Annotated in this window: 15 protein-coding genes, 1 tRNA gene and 2 pseudogenes; 10 read left to right on the forward strand and 8 right to left on the reverse strand. The window is 67.8% G+C overall.

Annotated elements, in window-relative coordinates:
• Positions 1-6 precede the first annotated feature (6 nt).
• The 5 genes from N800_RS15375 to N800_RS09330 are packed head-to-tail and all read right to left on the reverse strand — an operon-like array spanning position 7 to position 7,070.
• A complete protein-coding gene (locus N800_RS15375) occupies positions 7-669 on the reverse strand; it encodes a TetR/AcrR family transcriptional regulator (protein ID WP_052108124.1) in 663 nt (220 codons plus the stop codon).
• 5 nt (positions 670-674) lie between these two features.
• On the reverse strand, positions 675-1,283 hold the full coding sequence (locus tag N800_RS09315; protein ID WP_052108125.1) for a TetR/AcrR family transcriptional regulator: 609 nt from the start codon (positions 1,281-1,283) through the stop codon (positions 675-677).
• Positions 1,280-2,707, reverse strand: a complete 1,428-nt coding sequence (locus N800_RS09320; RefSeq protein WP_036137413.1) for an efflux transporter outer membrane subunit — start codon at positions 2,705-2,707, stop codon at positions 1,280-1,282. Before N800_RS09320 ends, N800_RS09315 begins: the two co-directional genes overlap by 4 nt.
• On the reverse strand, positions 2,700-5,861 hold the full coding sequence (locus tag N800_RS09325; RefSeq protein ID WP_036137415.1) for an efflux RND transporter permease subunit: 3,162 nt from the start codon (positions 5,859-5,861) through the stop codon (positions 2,700-2,702). Before N800_RS09325 ends, N800_RS09320 begins: the two co-directional genes overlap by 8 nt.
• 12 nt (positions 5,862-5,873) lie before the next feature.
• Positions 5,874-7,070 (reverse strand): efflux RND transporter periplasmic adaptor subunit, encoded by a 1,197-nt coding sequence (locus tag N800_RS09330; protein WP_036137417.1) that lies wholly within the window; start codon positions 7,068-7,070, stop codon positions 5,874-5,876.
• A gap of 183 nt (positions 7,071-7,253) precedes the next feature.
• Between N800_RS09330 and serC the strand changes: the two genes are divergently transcribed.
• From serC to aroA, 4 genes are read left to right on the forward strand one after another with little or no spacing between them, the layout of a single operon-like run.
• Positions 7,254-8,339 carry a 3-phosphoserine/phosphohydroxythreonine transaminase gene (gene serC, locus N800_RS09335; RefSeq protein WP_036137420.1) on the forward strand — a complete coding sequence of 362 codons (1,086 nt, stop codon included), beginning with the start codon at positions 7,254-7,256 and terminating at the stop codon, positions 8,337-8,339.
• Positions 8,339-9,589, forward strand: coding sequence for a prephenate dehydratase (pheA, locus tag N800_RS09340; RefSeq protein ID WP_036137423.1), 1,251 nt, complete (start codon positions 8,339-8,341; stop codon positions 9,587-9,589). Before serC ends, pheA begins: the two co-directional genes overlap by 1 nt.
• A complete protein-coding gene (hisC, locus tag N800_RS09345) occupies positions 9,586-10,746 on the forward strand; it encodes a histidinol-phosphate transaminase (RefSeq protein WP_036137426.1) in 1,161 nt (386 codons plus the stop codon). Before pheA ends, hisC begins: the two co-directional genes overlap by 4 nt.
• A complete protein-coding gene (gene aroA / locus N800_RS09350; RefSeq protein ID WP_036137429.1) occupies positions 10,743-12,056 on the forward strand; it encodes a 3-phosphoshikimate 1-carboxyvinyltransferase in 1,314 nt (437 codons plus the stop codon). The genes hisC and aroA overlap by 4 nt, the downstream gene beginning before the upstream one ends.
• 87 nt (positions 12,057-12,143) lie before the next feature.
• Here aroA and N800_RS16310 read toward each other — a convergent pair whose 3' ends face one another.
• A complete protein-coding gene (locus N800_RS16310) occupies positions 12,144-12,404 on the reverse strand; it encodes an energy transducer TonB (RefSeq protein WP_232227582.1) in 261 nt (86 codons plus the stop codon).
• A 508-nt stretch (positions 12,405-12,912) separates the two neighbouring features.
• On the opposite strand from N800_RS16310, the gene serS reads away from it, so the two are divergent.
• The 3 genes from serS (at position 12,913) to alkB (ending at position 16,096) form a co-directional block, all read left to right on the forward strand.
• Positions 12,913-14,232, forward strand: a complete 1,320-nt coding sequence (gene serS, locus N800_RS09360; RefSeq protein WP_036137437.1) for a serine--tRNA ligase — start codon at positions 12,913-12,915, stop codon at positions 14,230-14,232.
• A gap of 122 nt (positions 14,233-14,354) precedes the next feature.
• Positions 14,355-15,419: a bifunctional DNA-binding transcriptional regulator/O6-methylguanine-DNA methyltransferase Ada gene (gene ada, locus N800_RS09365; protein WP_036137440.1), complete on the forward strand. Its 1,065-nt coding sequence runs from the start codon at positions 14,355-14,357 to the stop codon at positions 15,417-15,419.
• 14 nt (positions 15,420-15,433) lie between these two features.
• A complete protein-coding gene (alkB, locus tag N800_RS09370; protein WP_036137508.1) occupies positions 15,434-16,096 on the forward strand; it encodes a DNA oxidative demethylase AlkB in 663 nt (220 codons plus the stop codon).
• Positions 16,097-16,358: 262 nt separating this feature from the next.
• Here alkB and N800_RS09375 read toward each other — a convergent pair whose 3' ends face one another.
• The gene (locus tag N800_RS09375) at positions 16,359-16,937 is read right to left on the reverse strand and encodes an FMN-dependent NADH-azoreductase (RefSeq protein WP_036137442.1); all 579 of its coding nucleotides are present in this window, start codon (positions 16,935-16,937) and stop codon (positions 16,359-16,361) included.
• A gap of 124 nt (positions 16,938-17,061) precedes the next feature.
• Between N800_RS09375 and N800_RS09380 the strand changes: the two are divergent.
• From N800_RS09380 to N800_RS09390, 3 genes and pseudogenes are all read left to right on the forward strand, one after another.
• Positions 17,062-17,982, forward strand: a pseudogene (locus tag N800_RS09380) (LysR family transcriptional regulator); the annotation flags it as partial.
• Positions 17,983-18,126: 144 nt separating this feature from the next.
• Positions 18,127-18,216, forward strand: a tRNA-Ser gene (locus N800_RS09385).
• A gap of 227 nt (positions 18,217-18,443) precedes the next feature.
• Positions 18,444-19,091, forward strand: coding sequence for a response regulator (locus tag N800_RS09390; RefSeq protein ID WP_036137443.1), 648 nt, complete (start codon positions 18,444-18,446; stop codon positions 19,089-19,091).
• A gap of 120 nt (positions 19,092-19,211) precedes the next feature.
• Here the strand turns inward: N800_RS09390 and N800_RS09395 are convergent.
• Positions 19,212-20,646 (reverse strand): annotated as a pseudogene (locus tag N800_RS09395) (hypothetical protein); the annotation flags it as partial.

A 20,646-nucleotide genomic window follows, 5' to 3' on the forward strand; every position in this document is an offset into this window, starting at 1 on the left:
GGTCCATCAGGTGCGTGCGGCCGGGGCCTGCCTGTAGGCGCGGAGGAAAGTACCGACGGCGGCGGTTACATGACCGGTAAGCGCGGCCTTGGTGAGCGGGGGCGCACCCGAGGCGAGGCGCAGGAACGGCTCGGATGCCACCAGCGCGAAGAATTGCGATGTCGCCATTTCCGCGTCGGTGATCTCAAGGCCGTCGTCGTCGGCGGTCTGGTCCAGCATCGCGGCAAATGCCGCGCGGTAGGGGGCGACGCAGCATGTCCAGAAGGCGCCCGGCGCGGTCCATCCCGATTTGGCGGCGGCGTCCAGGAGTGCCCGGGCGTCCAGCACCAGTTGGCTGGTCGCCAGCGCGCACAGCTGCTGGCCGATGGTGAGCAGCCGCTCGGGCAGGGGGCCCTGTCCGCGGTCAACCAGCGTGGCAGGAGCGGGGAGGTGGCCGAGCAGGTCGTCCAGTAATGCCTGCAGCAACTGCTCCTTGCTCTGGAAATGCTTGTAGATGGTGGCCTTCGACACGCCAGCAACCGCGGCCAGGCGGTCCATGTTGGCCGCTTCGAAGCCTGCACGCGTGAACATGCGCCGGGCCTCGACCAGGATCGCACGGTGCTTGTCAGAATCCGCGCGGCGGCCACGGCGTGGGGCGTGCCCGGACGTTTGTGGAGTGGACGTGGCCATGGGGATCAGGGCTCGAGCAGCCGCGGAATGACCTCGTGCAGGGCCGCGGACAGCAGCTGGCGGTCGAGGTTGGGCTGGCGGGTTTCACGTACGCGCAAGCCTTCGAACAGCAGTTGCAGGATCAGCGCGCGCGGCGGGACCAGTGCGGGTGGCAGGGCGTGACCGCCCTCGTCCTTGCTGCGCATCAGCCAGTCGTGAAGCGCGTGGCGCAGGCCTTCGTCGAAGTTGAGTACCGCCGCGGCAATCTGCGGGTCGCGCGTGGCCTCGGCGGACAGTTCCAACAGCAGGGACGCGTTGAGGCGGCGCGAATCATCGCCACCGGCACGTCCATAGCCGGCAATCATCTCTTCGGTCAGGTCGATCTTGCGGTTCAGGCTGATGTCTTCGCGCAGATACTCCAGCTGGCGTTCGACAATGGCCTGGATGATCGCGCTCTTGTTCTCGAAGTAGCGGTAGATCAGGCCTGGACTCATCCCGGCCGTCTCCGCGATCTTGGCCATGCCCGCCGCATGGAAGCCGAACTCGATGAAGCATTGTTGCGCGGCGCACAGGATGCGCTCGCGCTGGGCCTGCGTCCGGGCTTCGGCTTTGCTGCTGCGGGCTTTGACGTTCATTGACCTGTTTCGCTCCATCCGCCGCCGAGCGCCCGGTACAGGGCGACCCGGTTGGCCTGCTCGGCCTGGCGTACCGTGATCAGCCCTTGCCGGGCTGCATACAGTGTGCGCTGTGCGACCAGCCGTGTCAGGTAGCTGTCGCGTCCGGCCTCGTGCCGCGCGCGTGCCAGCGTGTCGGCGCGGGTGGCCGCGTCCACCTGTGCCCGCAATGCCTGCTGCTGCTGGGCCAACGCCTCCGACAGCGCCAATGCGTCGGCGACGTCGCGGAAGCCGGCCTGGATGGCCTTTTCGTACTCGGCCAAGGCGATGTCGCGGTCGACATGGGCCACGGCCAGGTTGGCGCGCAGCTTGCCGCCCTGGAAGATCGGCAGCGTGATCGACGGTACGAAGCTCCACGCATGCGTGCCTGCGGAGAACAGGTCAGACAGTTCGCCGCTGGCGGCGCCGACCGAGCCGGTCAGCGAGATCGACGGGAAGAACGCCGCGCGGGCCGCACCGATGTTGGCGTTGGCGGCCAGCAGCTGGTGTTCGGCCGCGCGAACGTCGGGGCGGCGCAGCAGCGCTTCCGACGGCAGGCCGGCGGGCAGCGGCAGCAGGCCGATTGCGTCGTCGCTCGGGCCGCCGGGCAGCAACTCCGGCGCCAGCGGGGTGCCGACCAGCAGTTGCAGCGCGTGGGTATCGCGGGCCACGTCGCCGCCCAGCCGGGCCACGTCCGCGCGGGCGCCTTCCAGCTCGGCCTGGGCCTGGGCCAGGTCCAACGCAGAGGTCGCGCCCACGGCGTGGCGCTTTTCCGCCAGGGCGAGGCTTTCCTCGTGGTTGCGCAGCGTGGCCTGCGCGATCTGTTGCAGCTCCTGGTCGGCCGCCAGCGTCAGGTAGGCGTTGGCCACCTCGGCAATCAGGCTCAGCTGCACGCCGATGCGTGCCTCGTCGGTGGCGAAGTAGCGTTGCAGCGCGGCGTTGCTGAGGTTGCGCACGCGCCCGAACAGGTCCAGTTCGAAGGCGGCCAGGCCCACGCCGGCGGTGTAGGCCTCGGTGACCGGGGCATCGCCGCCGCTGCGCTGCAGGGTGGCGGTGGCGCCCAGCGCCGGCAGGCGGTCGGCGCGCTGGATGCGGTACTGGCCGCGTGCGCGCTCCACGTTGAGCGCGGCCACGCGCAGGTCGCGGTTGTTGGCCAGTGCGGTTTCCACCAGTGCGTCCAGCTTTGGATCGGCGAAGAAGTCGCGCCAGCCGATGTCGGCGATGGGGACGGTGGGCACACCATCGGCGGGTACGGTGGTCGGCGCGCCTTCGCCGGTGTTGGCCGGTAGCGGCCAGTCAGCCGGGGTGGCTGTGTCGGCGGCGGGCAAGCTGGGTGCCAGGGTGGCGCAGCCGGTGGTGAACAGCACGGTGGCCAGCGCCAGCGGCGCAAGAACGGACTTAGTCATGAGCGGTGACTCCTTCGGCGGCCGCGGGCTTGGTGGCCTTGCGGCCACCGAAGATGCGCTGCACCACCACGAAGAACAGGGGGATGAAGAACACGCCCAGCGCGGTCCCCACGACCATGCCGCCAAGCACGCCGGTGCCGATGGCGCGCTGCGCACCCGAGCCGGCGCCGGCGGCGATGGCCAGCGGCAGCACGCCCAGGCCGAACGCCAGCGAGGTCATGATGATCGGCCGCAGGCGGTCCCGCACGGCCTGCATGGTGGCGGCGACCAGCTCCATGCCGCTTTCCAGGTTGGCCTTGGCGAATTCCACGATCAGGATCGCGTTCTTGCTGGTCAGGCCCACCGTGGTGAGCATGGCCACCTGGAAGTACACGTCGCGGCCCATGCCGGCCATGGTGTTGGCCAGCGCGGCGCCGAGAATGCCCAACGGCGCCACCAACAGAACGGCGGTCGGCACGGTCCAGCTCTCGTACAGCGCGGCCAGGCACAGGAACACCACCATCAGCGACAGGATGTACAGCAAGGAGGTCTGCGAGCCGGCCTGCTGCTCCTGGTAGGACAGCGCGGTCCACTCGATGCCGAAGCCCGGGGGCAGCTCGGAGACCAGGCGTTCGATTTCCGCCATCGCGTCACCCGAGGACACGCCCGGGGCACCCTGGCCCTGGATCTCCATCGCCGAGACGCCGTTGTAACGCTCCAATCGCGGCGAGCCGTAGTCCCAGTGCGAGGTGGCGAAGGCGGAGAACGGCACCATCTCGCCCTGGTGGTTCTTCACCGACCACAGGTTGAAGTCGTCCGGGCCCATGCGGAACTTCGCATCGCCCTGCACGTACACGCGCTTGACGCGGCCGCGGTCAATGAAGTCGTCCACGTAGGCGCTGCCCCAGGCGGTGGCCAGGGTGGCGTTGATGTCGGCAATCGACAGGCCCAGCGCCGACGCCTTGGCCTGGTCCACGTCCACGCGGAACTGCGGAGTGTCTTCCTGGCCGTTGGGGCGGACCGCCACCAGCAGCTTGCTCTGCGCCGCGGTGCCCAGCAGCTGGTTGCGCGCGGCCAGCAACGCCTCGTGGCCCTGGCCGGTGTTGTCCTTGAGGAAGAAGGTGAAGCCGGCGGCGGTGCCCAGCTCCGGCATGGCCGGCGGCGGGAACACGAACGCCATCGCATCCTTGATCTGCATCAGCGCACCCATGCCGCGGCCGGCGACCGCGTCGGCGCTCAGTGCCGGGTCCTCACGCTCGGACCAGTCCTTGAGCTTGACGAAGGCCATGCCCGCGTTCTGGCCCATGCCGGCAAAGCTGAAACCCTGCACGCTGAGCACCGAGTCCACTGCCGCCTTCTCATTCTCCATGAAGTGCTGCTCGATCTTCTCGATCGTCTGCATGGTGCGTTCCTGGGTGGCGCCGGCCGGCGTCTGCACCAACGAGAACAGCACGCCCTGGTCTTCGCCCGGAAGGAACGAGGTGGGCATGCGCGCGAACAGCGCGCCCATCACCACCACCATCGCCGCGAAGATCGCCATGAAGCGGCCCGGGCGCTGCAGGATGCCGCACACGCCGCGCTGGTAGCTGGTGCTGGAGCGGTCGAAGCCGTGGTTGAACCAGCCGAAGAAGCGCGCGAACCGACCGTTGCCGCTGTCGTGGTGCTCACCCTTTTTCAGTGGCTTGAGCATGGTGGCGCACAGCGCCGGGGTCAGAACGATGGCGACCACCACCGATAGCGCCATTGCCGAAACGATCGTGGCCGAGAATTGCCGGTAGATGATGCCGGTGGAGCCGGACATGAACGCCATCGGGATGAACACCGCCGACAGCACCAGGCCGATGCCGACCAGCGCGCCGGTGATCTGGTCCATCGACTTGCGCGTCGCCTCCAAAGGCGACAGGCCTTCCTCGGTCATGATGCGCTCGACGTTCTCGACCACCACGATCGCGTCGTCCACCAGCAGGCCGATGGCCAGCACCATGGCGAACATGGTCAGCATGTTGATGGAGAAGCCCAGCGCGGCCAGGATGCCGAACGTGCCCAGCAGCACCACCGGCACGGCGATGGTGGGGATGAGGGTGGCGCGGAAGTTCTGCAGGAACAGGTACATCACCAGGAACACCAGCACGATGGCTTCGAGCAGGGTCTTGATGACGTTCTTGATGGACACGTTGACGAACGGCGTGGTGTCGTAGGCGGTGACTGCCTTGAGTCCGGCCGGGAAGCTGGGCTTCAGGTCGTCCAGCGCCTGTTCCACCTGGGCAGCGGTATCCAGCGCGTTGGCGCCGGTGGCCAGCGAGACGGCGATGGCGGTGGCCGGCTTGCCGTTGTAGCGGGTGATGAAGTCGTACGTTTCCGCGCCCAGTTCCACCCGGGCAACGTCGCCCAGCTTCAGCGTGGAGCCGTCGCTGTTGGCGCGCACGATGATGTCGCGGAACTGTTCCGGGGTCTGCAGGCGGTCCTGCGCGGAAATGGTGGCGTTGATCTGCTGGCCCGGTACCGCCGGCGTGCCACCCAGCTGGCCGAGCGCGACCTGCGCGTTCTGCGCCTTGATGGCGGCCACCACCTCGTTGGTCGACAGCTTGAAGGTGTGCAGCTTGTTGGGGTCCAGCCAGATGCGCATGGCGTACTTGCCGCCGAACACTTGCAGGTTGCCCACGCCCGGCACGCGGCTGAGCGGGTCGACCAGGTTGCTGCCCACGAAGTCGGCGATGTCGTTCTTGTCCATGCTGCCGTCTTCGGACACGAACGCGACTACCTGCAGGAAGCTGGACTGTGCCTTGGCGACGTTGACGCCCTGGCGCTGCACTTCCTGCGGCAGCAGCGGCATGGCCAGCTGCAGCTTGTTCTGCACCTGCACCTGGGCGGTGTCGGGATCGGTGGCGTTGTCGAACGTCAGGGAGATGGTCGCCATGCCGTTGGACGAGCTGTTGGACGAGAAGTAGATCAACCCATCCAGGCCCTTCATGTTCTGCTCGATGATCTGCGTCACCGAGTCTTCCACCACCTTGGCCGAGGCGCCGGGGTAGGTGGCGCGGATCTCGACCGCGGGCGGGGCGATGGTGGGATACATCGACACCGGCAGCTTGAAGATGGCCAGGCTGCCGGCGAGCATGATGATGATGGCGATGACCCACGCGAAGATGGGCCGATCAATGAAAAAACGAGCCATGCGCGGCGCCTCTTACTTGCTGCCCGCGCCGGCGGCGGGCTTGGAGAAGGGGTTGGCGGCGGTACGGGCCGGGGCGGGGGTGCCGGCCTCACTTGCCACCAACGGGGCGCCAGGCTTGATCTTCTGCAGACCTTCGACGATCACGCGGTCGCCGGCCTTGAGGCCGTCTTCGACCAGCCAGCGGTCGCCGATGGCGCGACTGACCTTGACCGGGCGTGTCTCGGCCTTGCCGTCCTTGCCCACGACCAGCGCAGAGGTGTTGCCCTTGGGGTCGCGGGTGACGCCTTGCTGCGGAACCAGAATCGCGTCCTTGCGCTCGCCGTTGCCGACGACCGCGCGCACGTACATGCCTGGCAGCAGCACGCCGTCGGGGTTGGGCACCACAACGCGCAGCGCGAAGCTACCCGTGCTCGGGTCGACGGTGACTTCGGAGAAGGCCAGCTTACCCTCGTGGGCGTGGGCGCTGCCGTCTTCCAGAAGTACGGTGACCGGCAGGCTGTCGGTGTTGCCCAGCGCACCGGTCGCCAGGCCCTTGCGCAGCGCGAGCAGCTCGGCGCTGGATTGGGTCAGGTCGACGTAGATCGGGTCGAGTTGCTGCACGGTGGCTAGCGGTGTGGCTTGGCCGGCGCTGACCAGTGCGCCCTGGGTCACGCTGGATTTGCCGATACGGCCGCTGATGGGCGAGGTGATGCGCGCGTAGTCCAGCGTCACGCCGGTGCCATCGACCACGGCCTGAGCCGCCTTTACGTCGGCTTCGGCCTGGCGCAGCTGTGCCTGGGCGTTGTCGTTGTCCTGGCGGGCGATGGCGTCGATCTTGACCAGCTCCGCGCTACGGCCGGCGTTGAGACGCGCGGTGACCAGCGCGGCCTGGGCGCGCGCCAATGATGCGCGGGCGGCGTTGCTGTCGGCGCGATAGGCGGCGTCGTCCAACTGGTACAGCGGTTCGCCGGCGCGGACTTCGCCACCCTCGGTGAACAGCCGGCGGCGGACGATGCCGGACACCTGCGGGCGGACTTCGGCGATCAGCGACGGCGTGGTCCGGCCCGGGAGCTCGCGGATCAGGGTCACGTCCTCGGACTTGAGGGTGACCACGGAGACCGGCACGGCCTGGGTGGAGCCCTGTTGGGCGGGGGCATCGCCGCCGCAGGCGGTCAGCACGAGGGAGAGCGAAAGGGCCAGCGGCACCAGACGGAAGAGGGGGCGGGGCATGGGGGAGGGTTCCGGGAGGGAGATGGTTCGAAATAGAGAATGAACGATCATTCACTATTTGTCAAAGCACCGGCTGAACATGCCCGAACCCAGGCCCCGCGGTCGTTGCGCTGGAAACCGTAGCCACCGTCAGTGATGCGCTGCGGCATACTGAACGGCCCTCGTTTGACCGGAGTTCCTGCCATGTCCCGCGCCTACAACTTCAGTGCCGGCCCCGCCACGCTGCCCGAGGCGGTGCTGCGCCAGGCGCAGGAGGAGATGCTGGATTTCCGTGGCGTGGGCGCCTCGATCGTCGAGCTCAGCCACCGCGGGCCGGAGTTCATCCAGGTCGCCGCCGAGGCCGAGGCCGACCTGCGTCGCCTGATGGGCATCCCGCAGGACTACGCCGTGTTGTTCACTGCCGGTGGCGCCACCACGGCACAGGCCTTGATCCCGCTGAATTTCGCTGCGCCCGGGCAAGTAGCCGACTACGTGGTCACCGGCCACTGGGGCAAGACCGCCCTCAAGCAGGCCGCGCCGTACGTCACCATCAACCTGGCGGCCAATACCGAAGCCGGCGGGTTCCGCGACGCGCCTCCGCCGTCCACCTGGTCGTTGTCGAAGGACGCGGCGTACGTGCACTACACCGCCAACGAAACCATCCACGGCGTGGAGTACCGCGACATTCCCGACGTCGGCGAGGTGCCGCTGGTCGCTGATTTCAGTTCTTCAATCGCCTCCGAGCCGCTGGATGTGTCGAAGTTCGGTGTGATCTACGCAGGCGCGCAGAAGAACCTCGGACCGGTGGGCATCAGCGTGGTGATCGTGCGCCGCGACTTGCTGTCGCGGGCCGGTCAGCCGCGAGCGGACATCTTCAACTACGCCTCCAACCTGGCCGCCGAGTCCATGCTCAACACCCCGCCCAGCTGGAACTGGTATCTGCTGGGTCTTACCGTGAAGTGGATGCTGGCCGAAGGCGGCGTCGAGGAGTTTGCGCGGCGCAACGCCCGCAAGGCCGCACTGCTGTACACCACCATCGACCAATCGGGTGGCTATTACCGCAATGAGGTGGTGCCTGCGGCCCGCTCGCGCATGAACGTGCCGTTCTTCCTGCACGACGCGGCCTTGGATGCACCGTTCCTGGCCGAGGCCAAGGATGCGGGCCTGATCTCGCTGAAGGGCCATCGGGTGCTCGGCGGCATGCGCGCCTCCATCTATAACGCCATGCCGGAGGAGGGCGTGCAGGCGCTGGCGGCGTTCATGCAGGACTTCCAGCGGAGGCATGGCTGATGGCCAGGACGCCGCCCGACGGCAAAAGTGCGAAAGCCGGGACGAGAAAGCCTGCCAAGGCGGCGAAGCCGGGCGCGGCCGCGGTTGTTGGCGCGGAGCTTGCCAAGCCGGCTGGTTCGGCCCTCGCCAGGTCCGCCAAGCCCGAGCAGCCATCGGCGCCGGCCAAGTCGCCCGCGCTGGACCTGGGTGTGCTGCGCGAGCGCATCGACAGCGTCGATCGCGCGATCCAGGACCTGATCGCCGAGCGCGCGCGCTATGCCGGGCAGGTGGGCAAGGCCAAGGGAAAGCTCGCCGCCGCCGTGGACTACTATCGCCCTGAACGCGAGGCGCAGGTGCTGCGCCGCGTGGTGGACCGCAACGAGGGCCCGCTGCAGGACGAAGTCCTGGTCCGCCTCTTCCGCGAAATCATGTCCGCGTGCCTGGCGCAGCAGGAGCCGCTGAAGATAGGCTACCTCGGCCCCGAAGGCACGCACACGCAGCAGGCCGTGTACAAACACTTCGGCCACTCCATCCATGCGATGCCGCTGGGCAGCATCGAGGAAGTGTTCCAGGAAGTGGAAGCCGGCAACGCCGACTTCGGTGTGGTGCCGGTGGAGAACTCCACGCAGGGCACTATCCAGTCCACCTTGGACATGTTCCTGACGTCCAAGGCCAGGATTTGCGGCGAAGTGGAGTTGCGCATCCACCAGCACCTGCTGTCGCGTTCGGGCCGGATCGAGGACATCGAGCGCGTGTACGCGCACCCGCAATCCTTCGCACAGTGCAAGGCGTGGCTGCGTCAGTACTTGCCCAAGGCCGAGAAGATCGCCGTGGGCAGCAACGCCGAGGGTTGCAAGCGCGCGCGCACTGCCGACGACGCGGCCGCCATCGCCGGTGCCAGTGCCGGCCCGGTGTACGGGCTGCAGCGCGTGGCCGGCCCGATCGAGGATCGCCCGGACAACACCACGCGCTTCCTGGTGTTGGGCCGCGAGTTGTTCCCGCCGTCGGGCAACGATCGCACCTCGCTGCTGGTGTTCATCAACGATCAGCCGGGTGCATTGCACCACGTGCTGGAGCCGTTCGCGCGGCACGGTTTGAGCATGAACCGCATCGAGTCGCGCCCCGGTCACACCGGGCTGTGGCAGTACGCATTCTTCATCGACGTCAGCGGCCATTCGGAGGAAGCGGCCATGCGCGAGGCGCTGCGCGACTTGGGTGCGTACGCCACCCAGGTCAAGGTGCTGGGATCGTACCCGGTGGCGATCGTATGAGCGCGACGCTGGAAGCGGCCCCTTGCCCCAACGTGCACGACGAGGCGTGGTATTCGGCGCGCGCCAGCCGAGGCGTCCAGGCGCTGAAGGCCTACGATCCCGGCCACGACCTCGTGGCCTTGCGTCGTCGCTTTGGCGCCGCACAACTGGTGGAACTGGGGTCGAACGAGAACCCGTACGGCCCTTCGCCGGTGGCGCGGGCCGCCGTACTGGACCGGCTGCACGAACTGCATCGCTATCCCGACCCGTTGGGTGCCGACCTCAAGCGCGCGCTGGCGCGCGTGCATGGCGTCCGCGAGGACGAGTTGCTGCTGGGCAACGGCTCGCATGAGCTGCTGATGATGATTGCGCAGGTCTTCGCTGGCCCCGGCGCCGAGGTGGTCTACCCGCGTCACGGCTTCGCGGTGTTCGCGCTGGCGGCGCAGGCCGCCGGAGCGACCTCGCGCGTGGCCGATGCCCTGCCGCGCACCGATGCGATGCCCGCGGGACACGATCTGGAGGCGTTGCTGGCTGCGATCACGCCCGCCACGACGCTGCTTTACCTGGCCAACCCCAACAACCCCACCGGTACCTGGCTGGGCGCCGAGGCGCTGCGTGCTTTCCTGGCCCGTGTGCCTGACCACGTGATCGTGGTCTTCGACGAAGCTTACGCCGAGATGGCCGATGCGCCGGACTACCGGAGTGGCTTGGCGTTGCGCGATGCGCATCCCAACCTCGTGATCAGCCGCACTTTCAGCAAGGCCTATGGGCTGGCGGGCCTGCGCGTGGGTTACTTTGTGGCGCCTGCCGGCTTGATGGCCGTGATGGAGCGCGTGCGCGAAAGCTTCAACGTCAACCTGCTGGCGTTGGCGGCATGCGAGGCCGCGCTGGGCGATGCCGAACACCTGGCTTGGGTCCGGGCTCGTAACGCCGAAGAGCGCACGGCCCTCGGCGAGGCGCTTCGTGCACGCGGCCTGCGGGTGTTCCCGTCGCAGACCAACTTCGTGCTGGTGGAATTTGGCGAGCGCACATCTGCCGTTGAGCGCGCGCTGGTGGAACGCGGTGTGATCCTGCGCCCCATGGGCGGCTATGGCCTGGGGGATTGCCTGCGCATCACCGTCGGCACTCGCGACGAGAACCGACGCCTGCTGGCCGCACTGGACGAGGTGCTGGCATGAGCGGCAGCACGCAACACTGGACCGCCAGCCGCGGCCGCGCCCTGCGGGGCACGATCCGCGTGCCGGGAGACAAGTCCGTATCGCACCGTGCGGTCATGCTGGGGGCGCTGGCCGAAGGCACCACCCGCATCACCGGTTTCCTCGAAGGCGAGGACACCCGGGCTACGGCGCGCGTGTTCGAACAGTTGGGCGTACGTATCGAGACGCCGAGTGCCAGCGAGCGCATCGTGCATGGCGTGGGCTTGCACGGCTTGCGCCCCAGTGCATCAGCCCTGGATTGTGGCAACGCCGGCACGGGCATGCGCCTGCTGGCGGGCGTGCTCGCAGGGCAGCGCTTCGACAGCACGCTGGTGGGCGATGCCTCGCTCTCCAAGCGCCCCATGCGCCGTGTGATCGACCCGCTGTCGCGCATGGGCGCGCGGATTGATGCCACGGGTGATGGCGTGCCGCCACTCCACGTGCACGGCGGCCAGCCCCTGCATGGCATCGAATACACGCTGCCGGTTGCCAGCGCGCAGGTGAAATCGGCCTTGTTGCTGGCCGGCCTGTACGCGAAAGGCACCACCCGCGTGCGCGAGCCGCACCCCACCCGCGACTACACCGAGCGGATGCTGCAGGCCTTCGGCTGGCCCATTCGTTTCGGCCCCGGCGAGGCGGAGCTTGAAGGGGGGCACGTGCTCAGGGCGACCGACGTCGCCGTGCCCGCGGACTTTTCCTCGGCTGCGTTCTTCTTGGTTGCCGCCAGTGTCATCCCCGGGTCACGGTTGACGCTGGAGCGCGTCGGCATGAACCCCCGGCGCACCGGTCTGCTGGCCGCGCTGCGCCTGATGGGCGCGGATATCCGCGAGGAGAACGCGGGCGAACAGGGCGGCGAGCCGGTCGCGGACCTGCGGGTGTCGTACGCACCGTTGCACGGCGCTGTCGTGCCGGAGTCGCTGGTGCCGGACATGATCGACGAGTTCCCGGCCCTGTTCGTCGCTGCCGCCTGCGCCACGGGCACCACCACGGTCAGTGGTGCCGCCGAACTGCGGGTGAAAGAGTCGGACCGCATCGCCACCATGGCCGCCGGCCTGCGTTCGCTGGGCGTCGCAATTGAGGAAACACCTGACGGCGCGATCATCCTAGGGGGCCCTCTGGAAGGCGGCCGCGTCGACAGCCATGGTGATCACCGCATCGCCATGAGCTTCGCCATTGCCGCGCAGGTTGCCCAAGCACCCGTGCGCATCGACGACGTGGCCAATGTGGCTACCTCGTTCCCGGGGTTTGTCGAATTGGCCAGCGGGGTCGGGTTCGGTCTGGAACCGGGCTGATCAGCCCAATCCAACGGCGGTGCCGGCTTCGTTCGCCTCGAGTCGCTGCCGTGTGCCTGTCGGTTCGGGGTTAGCCCTCGCCGGTCATTACGGGGAGAAGCTGATCGGAACGATCACCGTGCCAGGCACCGGTTCGCCATTGCGTCGTGCCGGGTGGAAGCGCCAGCGGCGCACCGCATCCATCGCAGCGCGGTCCAGATCGCGCGAACCGCTTGCCTGCGCCACGCTGACCTGCGACGGACGCCCATCAGGGCTTACTTCCACGCGCACCCGGACCGTTCCCGATTCGCCGCGCCGCAACGCGCGACTGGGGTAGCGCGGGGCGGGCGTCTGGCCGGCAATGGGCATCGGCAACGTCGTCGCCGTGTTGCTGGGCGCTGGCCTGGGGGCGGCGGGGGGCGCCGGCGCGGCCGTTGGCGGGGGTGGGCGAGGGGCTTCCACCACGTAGGGTCGTTCGGATCTGGCGGTGCCCATGTCCGGCTGCTGCCCCATCCCGCTGGCATTACCGCGGGCATCGCCCGCGGGAAGCGGCGTCGGCAGGGGGGCGTAATCCCGCGGTGCTGCAGTGGGCGGCGTCTGGTTGGCGTGGAAGAAGTCATTCTGCCGGCCGCCAGAGATGGCCCATGCGAAAAGGGCCAATCCCACGATGAACGCCAGCCCCACCCACAGCAATGAACGGGTGGAAGGCTTCCAGGCGTCAAGATTAAGCGGGCGGCGAGGGGGGTGGGAGACGGGGGTCGACATGCGCGGTCCAGACAGCGGATGTCTGATTGTTGCCAGCCTCTGGCTTAACAAAACGTCAATCCGGGGCCAACGCTGCGATAATCCCGGTTCTGATCACTATTCAGGCTTTGCCATGCTCGACCCGAACCTGCTGCGCCAACAGCCCGCCGAACTTGCCGCCCGCTTGCGCGAAACCCGCGGTTTTGAGCTCGATGCGAGCGTGCTGGAGTCACTGGAGGTCGAGCGCAAGCAGATCCAGGTGCGGACACAGGAGCTGCAGAACCTGCGCAACACCAAGTCGAAGGAAATCGGTCAGCTGATGGGGCGCGCCAAGTCCTCCAGTGATGCCGCCCAAGCCGAAGCGATCACCGCGCAAGTGGAAGGCATCAAGGCCGAAGTGGCCGGCTTCGGCGATGAGCTCAGGGCCAGCGAAGAGCGCCTGGATGCGATCCGTGGCGAGCTGGAGGCCATCGCGCTGGGCATTCCCAACCTGCCGCACGAGTCCGTGCCGGCGGGCAGCGACGAGGCCGATAACGTCGAGCAGCATCGCTGGGGCTCCCCGCGCCACTTTGATTTCAAGGTGCTGGACCACGTCGAGCTGGGTGCGCGCAATGGCTGGCTGGACGGCGAGACCGCGGCCAAGCTGTCAGGCTCCCGCTTCACGGTGCTGCGTGGCCCCATCGCGCGCCTGCACCGCGCGTTGGCGCAGTTCATGCTCGACCTGCACACCGACGAGCACGGCTACCAGGAAACCAACGTGCCGCTGCTGGTCAACGCCGACAGCATGCGCGGCACCGGCCAGTTGCCGAAATTCGAGGAGGACCTGTTCTCCACCGAGGTGGGCGAGAGCAAGCGCTACCTGATCCCGACCTCGGAAGTGCCGCTGACCAACATCGCCCGCGACACCATCCTCGAGGCCGAGGTGCTGCCGCTGCGCATGACCGCGCATTCGATGTGCTTCCGTGCCGAAGCCGGCAGCGGCGGCCGCGACGTGCGCGGCATGATCCGCCAGCACCAGTTCGAAAAGGTGGAGCTGGTGACGATCGCCAAGCCTGAAGAGAGCTACGCCGAGCACGAGCGCATGACCCGCTGTGCAGAGGTGGTGCTGGAAAAGCTCGGTCTGCCGTACCGCCGCGTGCTGCTGTGCACCGGCGACATGGGCTTCTCCGCCACCAAGACCTTCGACCTGGAAGTCTGGCTGCCGTCGCAGGATACCTACCGCGAGATTTCCTCGTGCTCCAACTGCGAAGGCTTCCAGGCCCGCCGCATGCTGGCGCGCTACCGCAACCCGGCCAATGGCAAGCCGGAGCTGGTGCACACGCTGAACGGTTCGGGCGTGGCGGTGGGGCGTGCGCTGATTGCGGTGATGGAGAACTACCAGAACGCCGACGGGTCGATCACCGTGCCCGAGGCGCTGCGGCCGTACATGGGCGGGCTCGATATCATCGCCTGATGCCTTGGGCGGGGCATCGCGCTTCCCCGGGCGGCGTGGGATTTGACCGCAAGACCCGGATATCGCACCGTGACCGGGTCGCCTAACGTGACTTCCGCGCAACCCAGCGCGGAGGACGCCCGATGAACGCCGCACCCGCCAACACCGCTGCGATGGACCCGCGCTGGGCTTCTGTCCTGGCTCGCGATCCCCGTGCCGACGGCACTTTTGTTTATTCAGTCAGTACAACGGGCGTGTATTGCCGCCCCTCGTGTCCGTCGCGCCATGCCAGGCCGGAACACGTCAACTTCCATGCGTGCGCGGCGGACGCGCTGCAAGCGGGTTTCCGCCCCTGCCGTCGCTGCCGCCCGGACGAGCCCTCGGTGGCGGAGCAGCATGCGGCCCTGGTCACCCGCGCGTGCCGTCGCATTGAAACCGCCGAGCGCCCGCCCAGCCTTGGCGCGCTGGCCAGCGCGGCGGGGCTCAGTCCCTACCATTTCCATCGCGTGTTCAAGGCGGTCACAGGCGTGACGCCCAAGGCCTACGCCGACGCTCACCGCACCCGTCGGCTGCGCGATGCCCTGCAGGAGGGCGTCCGCGTCACCGACGCCATATACGACGCCGGCTACGCCACCAGTGCGCGCTTCTACGAGCAGGCTGAGCAGGTCCTGGGCATGAAGGCGCGTACGTACCGCGGAGGTGGTGCCGAGACCCGCATCCGCTTCGCGCTGGGCCAGTGTTCGCTGGGGGCCATCGTGGTCGCCGCCAGCGACAAGGGGCTATGCCACATCGCCCTCGGGGATGATCCAGAGCATCTGCTGAAGGAGCTGCAGGACCGCTTTCCCAAGGCCGAACTGGTGGGCGGTGACGTCCAGTTCGAGGCGTGGATGGCAACGGTGGTGGGTTTCGTGGAGTCGCCGCGCTCCGGGCTTGCGTTGCCGCTGGACGTGCGTGGCACTGCGTTCCAGCAACGCGTGTGGCAGGCGTTGCGCGAGGTGCCCGTTGGCGAGACCGTCAGCTATGCCGAGATCGCTCGGCGCATCGGGGCACCGCAGGCCGTGCGTGCGGTCGCCGGCGCCTGTGCCGCGAACACGCTGGCCGTGGCGATTCCGTGTCACCGCGTGGTCCGCAACGATGGTGCGTTGTCGGGCTATCGCTGGGGCGTGGCGCGCAAGCGTACGCTGCTGGCGCGCGAAGCCCAGGCATGAGGGAGGCGTCGCCCATGTGGACGCCGGACCTGTTCGGCAGCGTGTCATCCGATTCGGGCGCAACCGCTCGCGAAGCGCTTTCGGACGGCGCATGGGTGTTGCGGGGGTTTGCGCTCGATCACGCGGAATCCCTGCTGCAGGAGGTGGACGCGATCACGCGGGCAGCACCGTTCCGCCACCTCGTCACGCCTGGCGGCTTCCGCATGTCGGTGGCGATGACCAATTGCGGTCGGCTGGGCTGGGTGAGCGATCGCCGCGGCTATCGATATGACGCTCGCGATCCGGAAACCGGGCACTCCTGGCCCGTCATGCCAGAGAGCTTTTTGAAGCTAGCAACACGGGCCGCGGAGGAGGCGGGTTACCAAGGTTTCGCTCCCGATGCCTGCCTTATCAACCGCTATCAGTCCGGTTCGCGTCTGAGCCTGCATCAGGACCGGGATGAGGCCCGCCTGGAAGCGCCTATCGTCTCCGTATCACTCGGGGTGCCTGCGACGTTCCTCTGGGGGGAGTTGGAACGCGGGGGGCGAAGCCAGCGCGTGGGCCTGCAGCATGGTGATGTCGTGGTTTGGGGCGGGCCGTCGCGGATGCGATTCCATGGCATAGCGCCTCTGAAGTCCGCCTGGCACCCAGCAACCGGCGAGTTTCGGGTCAACCTGACGTTCCGCTGCGCTGGCTGAGGCAACCCCCTTCTGAGGGTGATACCGCCGGTCTGCACGACTCGAACCGAAACTGGCGGGGCAGCTCAAGGCGAAGATCGGAGAGGTGCGCACCGCGCGGCAGCTGGCCAACGTCCAGCCGTTGCGGAACCCATGGATGGAATGACGGTCCTCCGAGGGCGACCGCTTCCCAGAAAAGAAAGGGCCCGCCTTTTGGGGCGGGCCCGAATGCATCCGGCGGGGAGGGGGAGGGAGCCGGATGCAGGGGACAGCTACGGATTCCTCAGGCGGCCAGGGCAAGCGGCGCCGAAATGGAGTCCTTCGCGCCGGCAATGGCATTGGCTCGGTGTTCCGGCGAATAGGCCACGCCCTCGGCGCGGACGAACTCCACGTCGGTGATGCCCAGGAAGCCCAGCACGAACGTCAGGTACGGCTCCTGGAAGTCGCTGGGAGCGCCGGTGTGCAGGCCGCCGCGGCCGCTGGCCACGATCACCTTCTTGCCAACGGCCAGGCCTTCCGGACCATTCTCGGTATAGCGGAAGGTCTTGCCGGCGACGGCGACGCGGTCGATCCACGCCTTCAGGGTCGAGGGGATGCCGAAGTTGTACATCGGTGCGCCCACGACGACGACGTCCGCGGCCAGGAACTGCTCCATGATCGCGGCGGCATCGGCTGCCTCTTCCGCATTGGCGCCTGCCAGCGAGCCGCCGGTCAGGTGCGGGACGGGATTGGCGTCCAGGTCGCGATATTCGACGGAAAGGCCCGGGACGGCGTTCTGCCAGCGGGCGACGACCGCCGCGCTAAGGTCGCGGGTGACGGAGTTTGCGCCCAGGGCGCTGGAATCGATGTGCAGGAGCTTCATGGCGTGCCTCGTTGTCGGGTGACGCGGTCGGTGCGACCGCCTTGGGACACAACGTTAGGCTGTTGCCTGCGTGGGATAAACCTGTTCAAATGTCACGAAACGTTCTGAATATGGAACTCTCGCCGTGAACGATCTCAACGACCTCTATTACTTCGCAGCGGTGGTGGACCATGCCGGCTTCGCCGCCGCCGAGCGTGCACTGGGCATTCCCAAGTCGCGATTGAGCCGCCGCATCAGCCAGCTCGAATCGGACCTTGGCGTGCGCTTGTTGCAGCGTTCGACGCGCCGCTTCGCGGTGACCGAAGTGGGGCAGGGCGTGTACCGCCACGCCCAGTCGATGCTGGCCGAAGCCCAGGCCGCGCGGGAGGTCGTGGATCGGCTCAGTGCCGAGCCGCGCGGCGTGATCCGCGTCAGCGTGCCGGTCGCGCTCGCGCAGCACCAGATGCCCAAGCTGCTGCCTGAATTCCTCGCGCGCTATCCGCAGGTGCGCGTGCAGATGCACGTGAGCAACCGTCGCGTCGACATCATCAACGAAGGCATCGATGTCGCCCTGCGCGTGCGCTCCAAGCTCGACGACGACGGCAGCCTGGTGATGCGCAGCTTCGGCATGACCCAGGAGCTCCTTGTCGCCAGCCCGGGCTACCTCAAGGGCATGGGGCGCCCGAAAGTGCCGGAGGACCTGTCCGAACACGTGACCCTCAGCGTCAGCGAGGACGAGGCGCGCCAGCGCTGGGAGCTGCACGGCCCCGATGGCGAGGTGCGGCGCGTCGAACTGCGTCCGCGGGTAATGGGCTTTGATTTCCCGATGATGATGGCGCTGGCCGAGCAGGGCGTGGGCATCACGCTGCTGCCGGAAACGGTCTGCCACGAGGCCGTGCGCAGCGGCGCGTTGCAGGTCGTATTGCCGGAATGGCGTTTGCCGCAAGGCATCATCCATGCGGTCTTCGCCTCGCGTCGCGGCCTGCTGCCGGCGGTGCGGGTGTTCATCGACTTCCTGGCTGAAAAGGTGCCCGGGCTCATCGAAGCCGTCCGCCTGGAATGCGGTGAGGTCACCGGTATCCCCTGCCAAGGTGCCAAGGGGGCCGACGCGGGGCACAAGGCCAAAAAGCCCGGAAAAGACTAGGGTTTGGGGCGAAGGCCGTGCGAGAATACGCGCCGCGCGTGAATGGCGCCGCGCCCGATTTCTCCTGGACAGGTGGCCGAGTGGTTTAAGGCAGCGGTCTTGAAAACCGCCGAAGGTTAATCCCTTCCGTGGGTTCGAATCCCACCCTGTCCGCCAATTTGCCGCCTCTGGTGGCTGATTGGGAATGTTTCTCTATGTGATTGCAGTGTCATCACCGCTGCTTCACGCTGCCCATGCTGGTGCCGTCCCCCGAAGCGGCAATCGGGAGCCACTAAGGATAGTGAGCTCCCGAACCAGCACCTATTGCCCTCGGGCGGTGGTGCGCTTGCATACCGTCCGAGGGTTGCTTAGTCTCCGCCGATCATTCATCAGCGGGGTTAAGGATGACCATCCGTGTATTCATCGTGGACGATCACGCGATCGTCCGCACCGGCATTCGCATGATCCTGTCGGCCGAGGTCGACATCGAAGTCGTGGGCGAAGCCGAAAGCGGCGAGGCCGCGCTGCCGCGGATTCGCAACCTCAAGCCAGACGTGGTGCTGTCCGACCTGCACCTGCCCGGAGCCAGTGGCCTGGACCTCACCGAACGCCTGATGAAGTTCGAGGACCCTCCCAAGGTCATCGTGGTGTCAGTACTGGACGATGGCCCAATGCCGCGCCGCCTGTTGGAAGCTGGGGCTTCGGGGTACGTCGGCAAGGGAGGAGATTCGCTCGAACTGGTGGCTGCCGTGCGCAGCGTCGCCCAAGGCAAGCGTTACCTTGCCAATGCGGTTGCCCAGAACATTGCGTTGTCGGGACTTGGCCTGGCGTCTTCGCTGGACATCCTGTCCGCGCGCGAGACGGAAGTTGCGTTGTTGCTGGCGCAAGGGTTGAAGAACGAGGAAATCGCACGCCAGCTGCTTTTGAGCTCGAAGACCGTCAGCACGCATAAACAGCGGTTGTTCGAAAAGCTGTCCGTGCGCGACACCGTGACGCTCGCGCGGCTGTTGCGCCAGCATGGGATACTCGATCCTACCGAGGCGGGTCCCTGAGGCCAGCCGCTGACGGCGAGTGGCCCAAGCCCGTTGATGGCAGGCGCCGTAACCGTGTCGCCACCATGAAAAAGGCCGCGCAATGCGCGGCCTTTTTCTGGGCACTGCCTGATCGCGGGATCAGGCCTTGCCGTCCTCCGGCTTCTCCGCGTCATCGAGGTCGGCGTCGGTGTCGGCGCGCGTCTTCCCGTCCACCTTCGGCAACGCGTCGAACAATCCGCCGGTCTGCGGGACATCCCCGGCGTAAGGCACGGTTTCCGCGGCGAGGATCTCGGCTGCAGCGCTGGCAGGCTCGGCCGCCGCAGGCAGGGACTCAATGGGCTGCGCGATCTCGGCCTGCGCCGCCTCAGCCGCCGCGATGGCAGGCTCGGCGGGAGTCTCGACCGTCGGGGCCGTCGGCTCGGCAGCCGGAAGCTCAACCACTTGGGCCACGGCGACCACCGGCTCGACGATTTCCGGCTGGATCACTTCGGGCTCGACCACTTCCGTGGCGACCACAGCAGGGGCAACCACTTCTGCCACTACCGGATCGACGCTGAGCGGCTCGACCGGTGCGGGCACTTCAGCCGGGTGGCTGACCGCCGGAGCGGACGTGTCCGGCGCTGGGGCAGACGGTGCATCCATCACCACTGGCTCAACCTTCGAGCCCACGGCCACCGTCGCTGCCGCGACGGCTGCGGCAACCGGCGCCATGGGCATCGACGGCTTGGTCGGAGCATCCGCCACATCATCGAAATCGAACTCGGGTTGCGAACGGTCTGCGGCCGGAGCGTTCGGACCGACAGTGCCGGAGTCCTGTTCGTCCTCCTCATCCATCATCAGCTCATCGCTTGCAGCCTCGTCCGAACCAGCGGCGGCGCCCTCACCGCCACGGCGACGGCGACGGCCGCCACGACGGCCACGGCGACGACGGCTAGCGCCTTCGGCAGCAGCTTCGGCCTCGGTCGGGGTAGTGGCCGAGGCGGCCACGTCCTGGGTCACGATGACCTCGTCCTGGGCCTTCGGCAGCTCGTCATTGGCTGCGAGTGCGGTCACGGCGCCCGCGACGACAGCCGCTTCAACCGCCGGTTCGCTCTTGGGAGCCGGCTTGGGCTGTTCGGGGCGCGGCGGGCGGTTGCCCTGCGGTTGAGCCTCCTGACCAGACTTGCGCTCTTCGGCCTGCGGCTTCGGCGGCTTGGGAGCATTCTGCTGTTGCTTCTGCTGACCCTGCTGCTGGCCCTTCTGGCCTTGCTGCGGCTTCTGACCCTGGCCCTGACCTGCCTGTGCATTGCCATTGCCGGACTGCGGACGACGCTCGTCGCGGCGGCCATCGCGGCCTTGCTTGCCGCCACGCTCGCCACGGTTCTCACCGCGACCATCGCGCTGATCGCGTCCCGGCTTGCCGCCGCGCTCGCCACGGTTGTCGCCGCGGCCACCGCGGTTGTCACGGGCCGGTGCCGGCTCCACGGTGATCGGCTGGCTGCCGCGGAAGAAGCGCAGGATGCGCTCGACCACGCCGATGGAGTGGGTCGGCGCCACGACGGGGGCCGGCGCGGGCGCCGGTGCCACGGGGGCG

Origin of the sequence: Lysobacter daejeonensis GH1-9 (genome assembly GCF_000768355.1) — a bacterium.
GTDB classification, from domain to species: domain Bacteria; phylum Pseudomonadota; class Gammaproteobacteria; order Xanthomonadales; family Xanthomonadaceae; genus Aerolutibacter; species Aerolutibacter daejeonensis.

Bases quoted from the DNA above. Each gene is read 5' to 3' on its own strand.
- N800_RS15375 (WP_052108124.1), bottom strand. From the start codon at position 669: ATGGCCACGTCCACTCCACAAACGTCCGGGCACGCCCCACGCCGTGGC.
- N800_RS09315 (WP_052108125.1), bottom strand. From the start codon at position 1,283: ATGAACGTCAAAGCCCGCAGCAGCAAAGCCGAAGCCCGGACGCAGGCC.
- N800_RS09320 (WP_036137413.1), bottom strand. From the start codon at position 2,707: ATGACTAAGTCCGTTCTTGCGCCGCTGGCGCTGGCCACCGTGCTGTTC.
- N800_RS09325 (WP_036137415.1), bottom strand. From the start codon at position 5,861: ATGGCTCGTTTTTTCATTGATCGGCCCATCTTCGCGTGGGTCATCGCC.
- N800_RS09330 (WP_036137417.1), bottom strand. From the start codon at position 7,070: ATGCCCCGCCCCCTCTTCCGTCTGGTGCCGCTGGCCCTTTCGCTCTCC.
- serC (WP_036137420.1), top strand. From the start codon at position 7,254: ATGTCCCGCGCCTACAACTTCAGTGCCGGCCCCGCCACGCTGCCCGAG.
- pheA (WP_036137423.1), top strand. From the start codon at position 8,339: ATGGCCAGGACGCCGCCCGACGGCAAAAGTGCGAAAGCCGGGACGAGA.
- hisC (WP_036137426.1), top strand. From the start codon at position 9,586: ATGAGCGCGACGCTGGAAGCGGCCCCTTGCCCCAACGTGCACGACGAG.
- aroA (WP_036137429.1), top strand. From the start codon at position 10,743: ATGAGCGGCAGCACGCAACACTGGACCGCCAGCCGCGGCCGCGCCCTG.
- N800_RS16310 (WP_232227582.1), bottom strand. From the start codon at position 12,404: ATGCCCATTGCCGGCCAGACGCCCGCCCCGCGCTACCCCAGTCGCGCG.
- serS (WP_036137437.1), top strand. From the start codon at position 12,913: ATGCTCGACCCGAACCTGCTGCGCCAACAGCCCGCCGAACTTGCCGCC.
- ada (WP_036137440.1), top strand. From the start codon at position 14,355: ATGAACGCCGCACCCGCCAACACCGCTGCGATGGACCCGCGCTGGGCT.
- alkB (WP_036137508.1), top strand. From the start codon at position 15,434: ATGTGGACGCCGGACCTGTTCGGCAGCGTGTCATCCGATTCGGGCGCA.
- N800_RS09375 (WP_036137442.1), bottom strand. From the start codon at position 16,937: ATGAAGCTCCTGCACATCGATTCCAGCGCCCTGGGCGCAAACTCCGTC.
- N800_RS09390 (WP_036137443.1), top strand. From the start codon at position 18,444: ATGACCATCCGTGTATTCATCGTGGACGATCACGCGATCGTCCGCACC.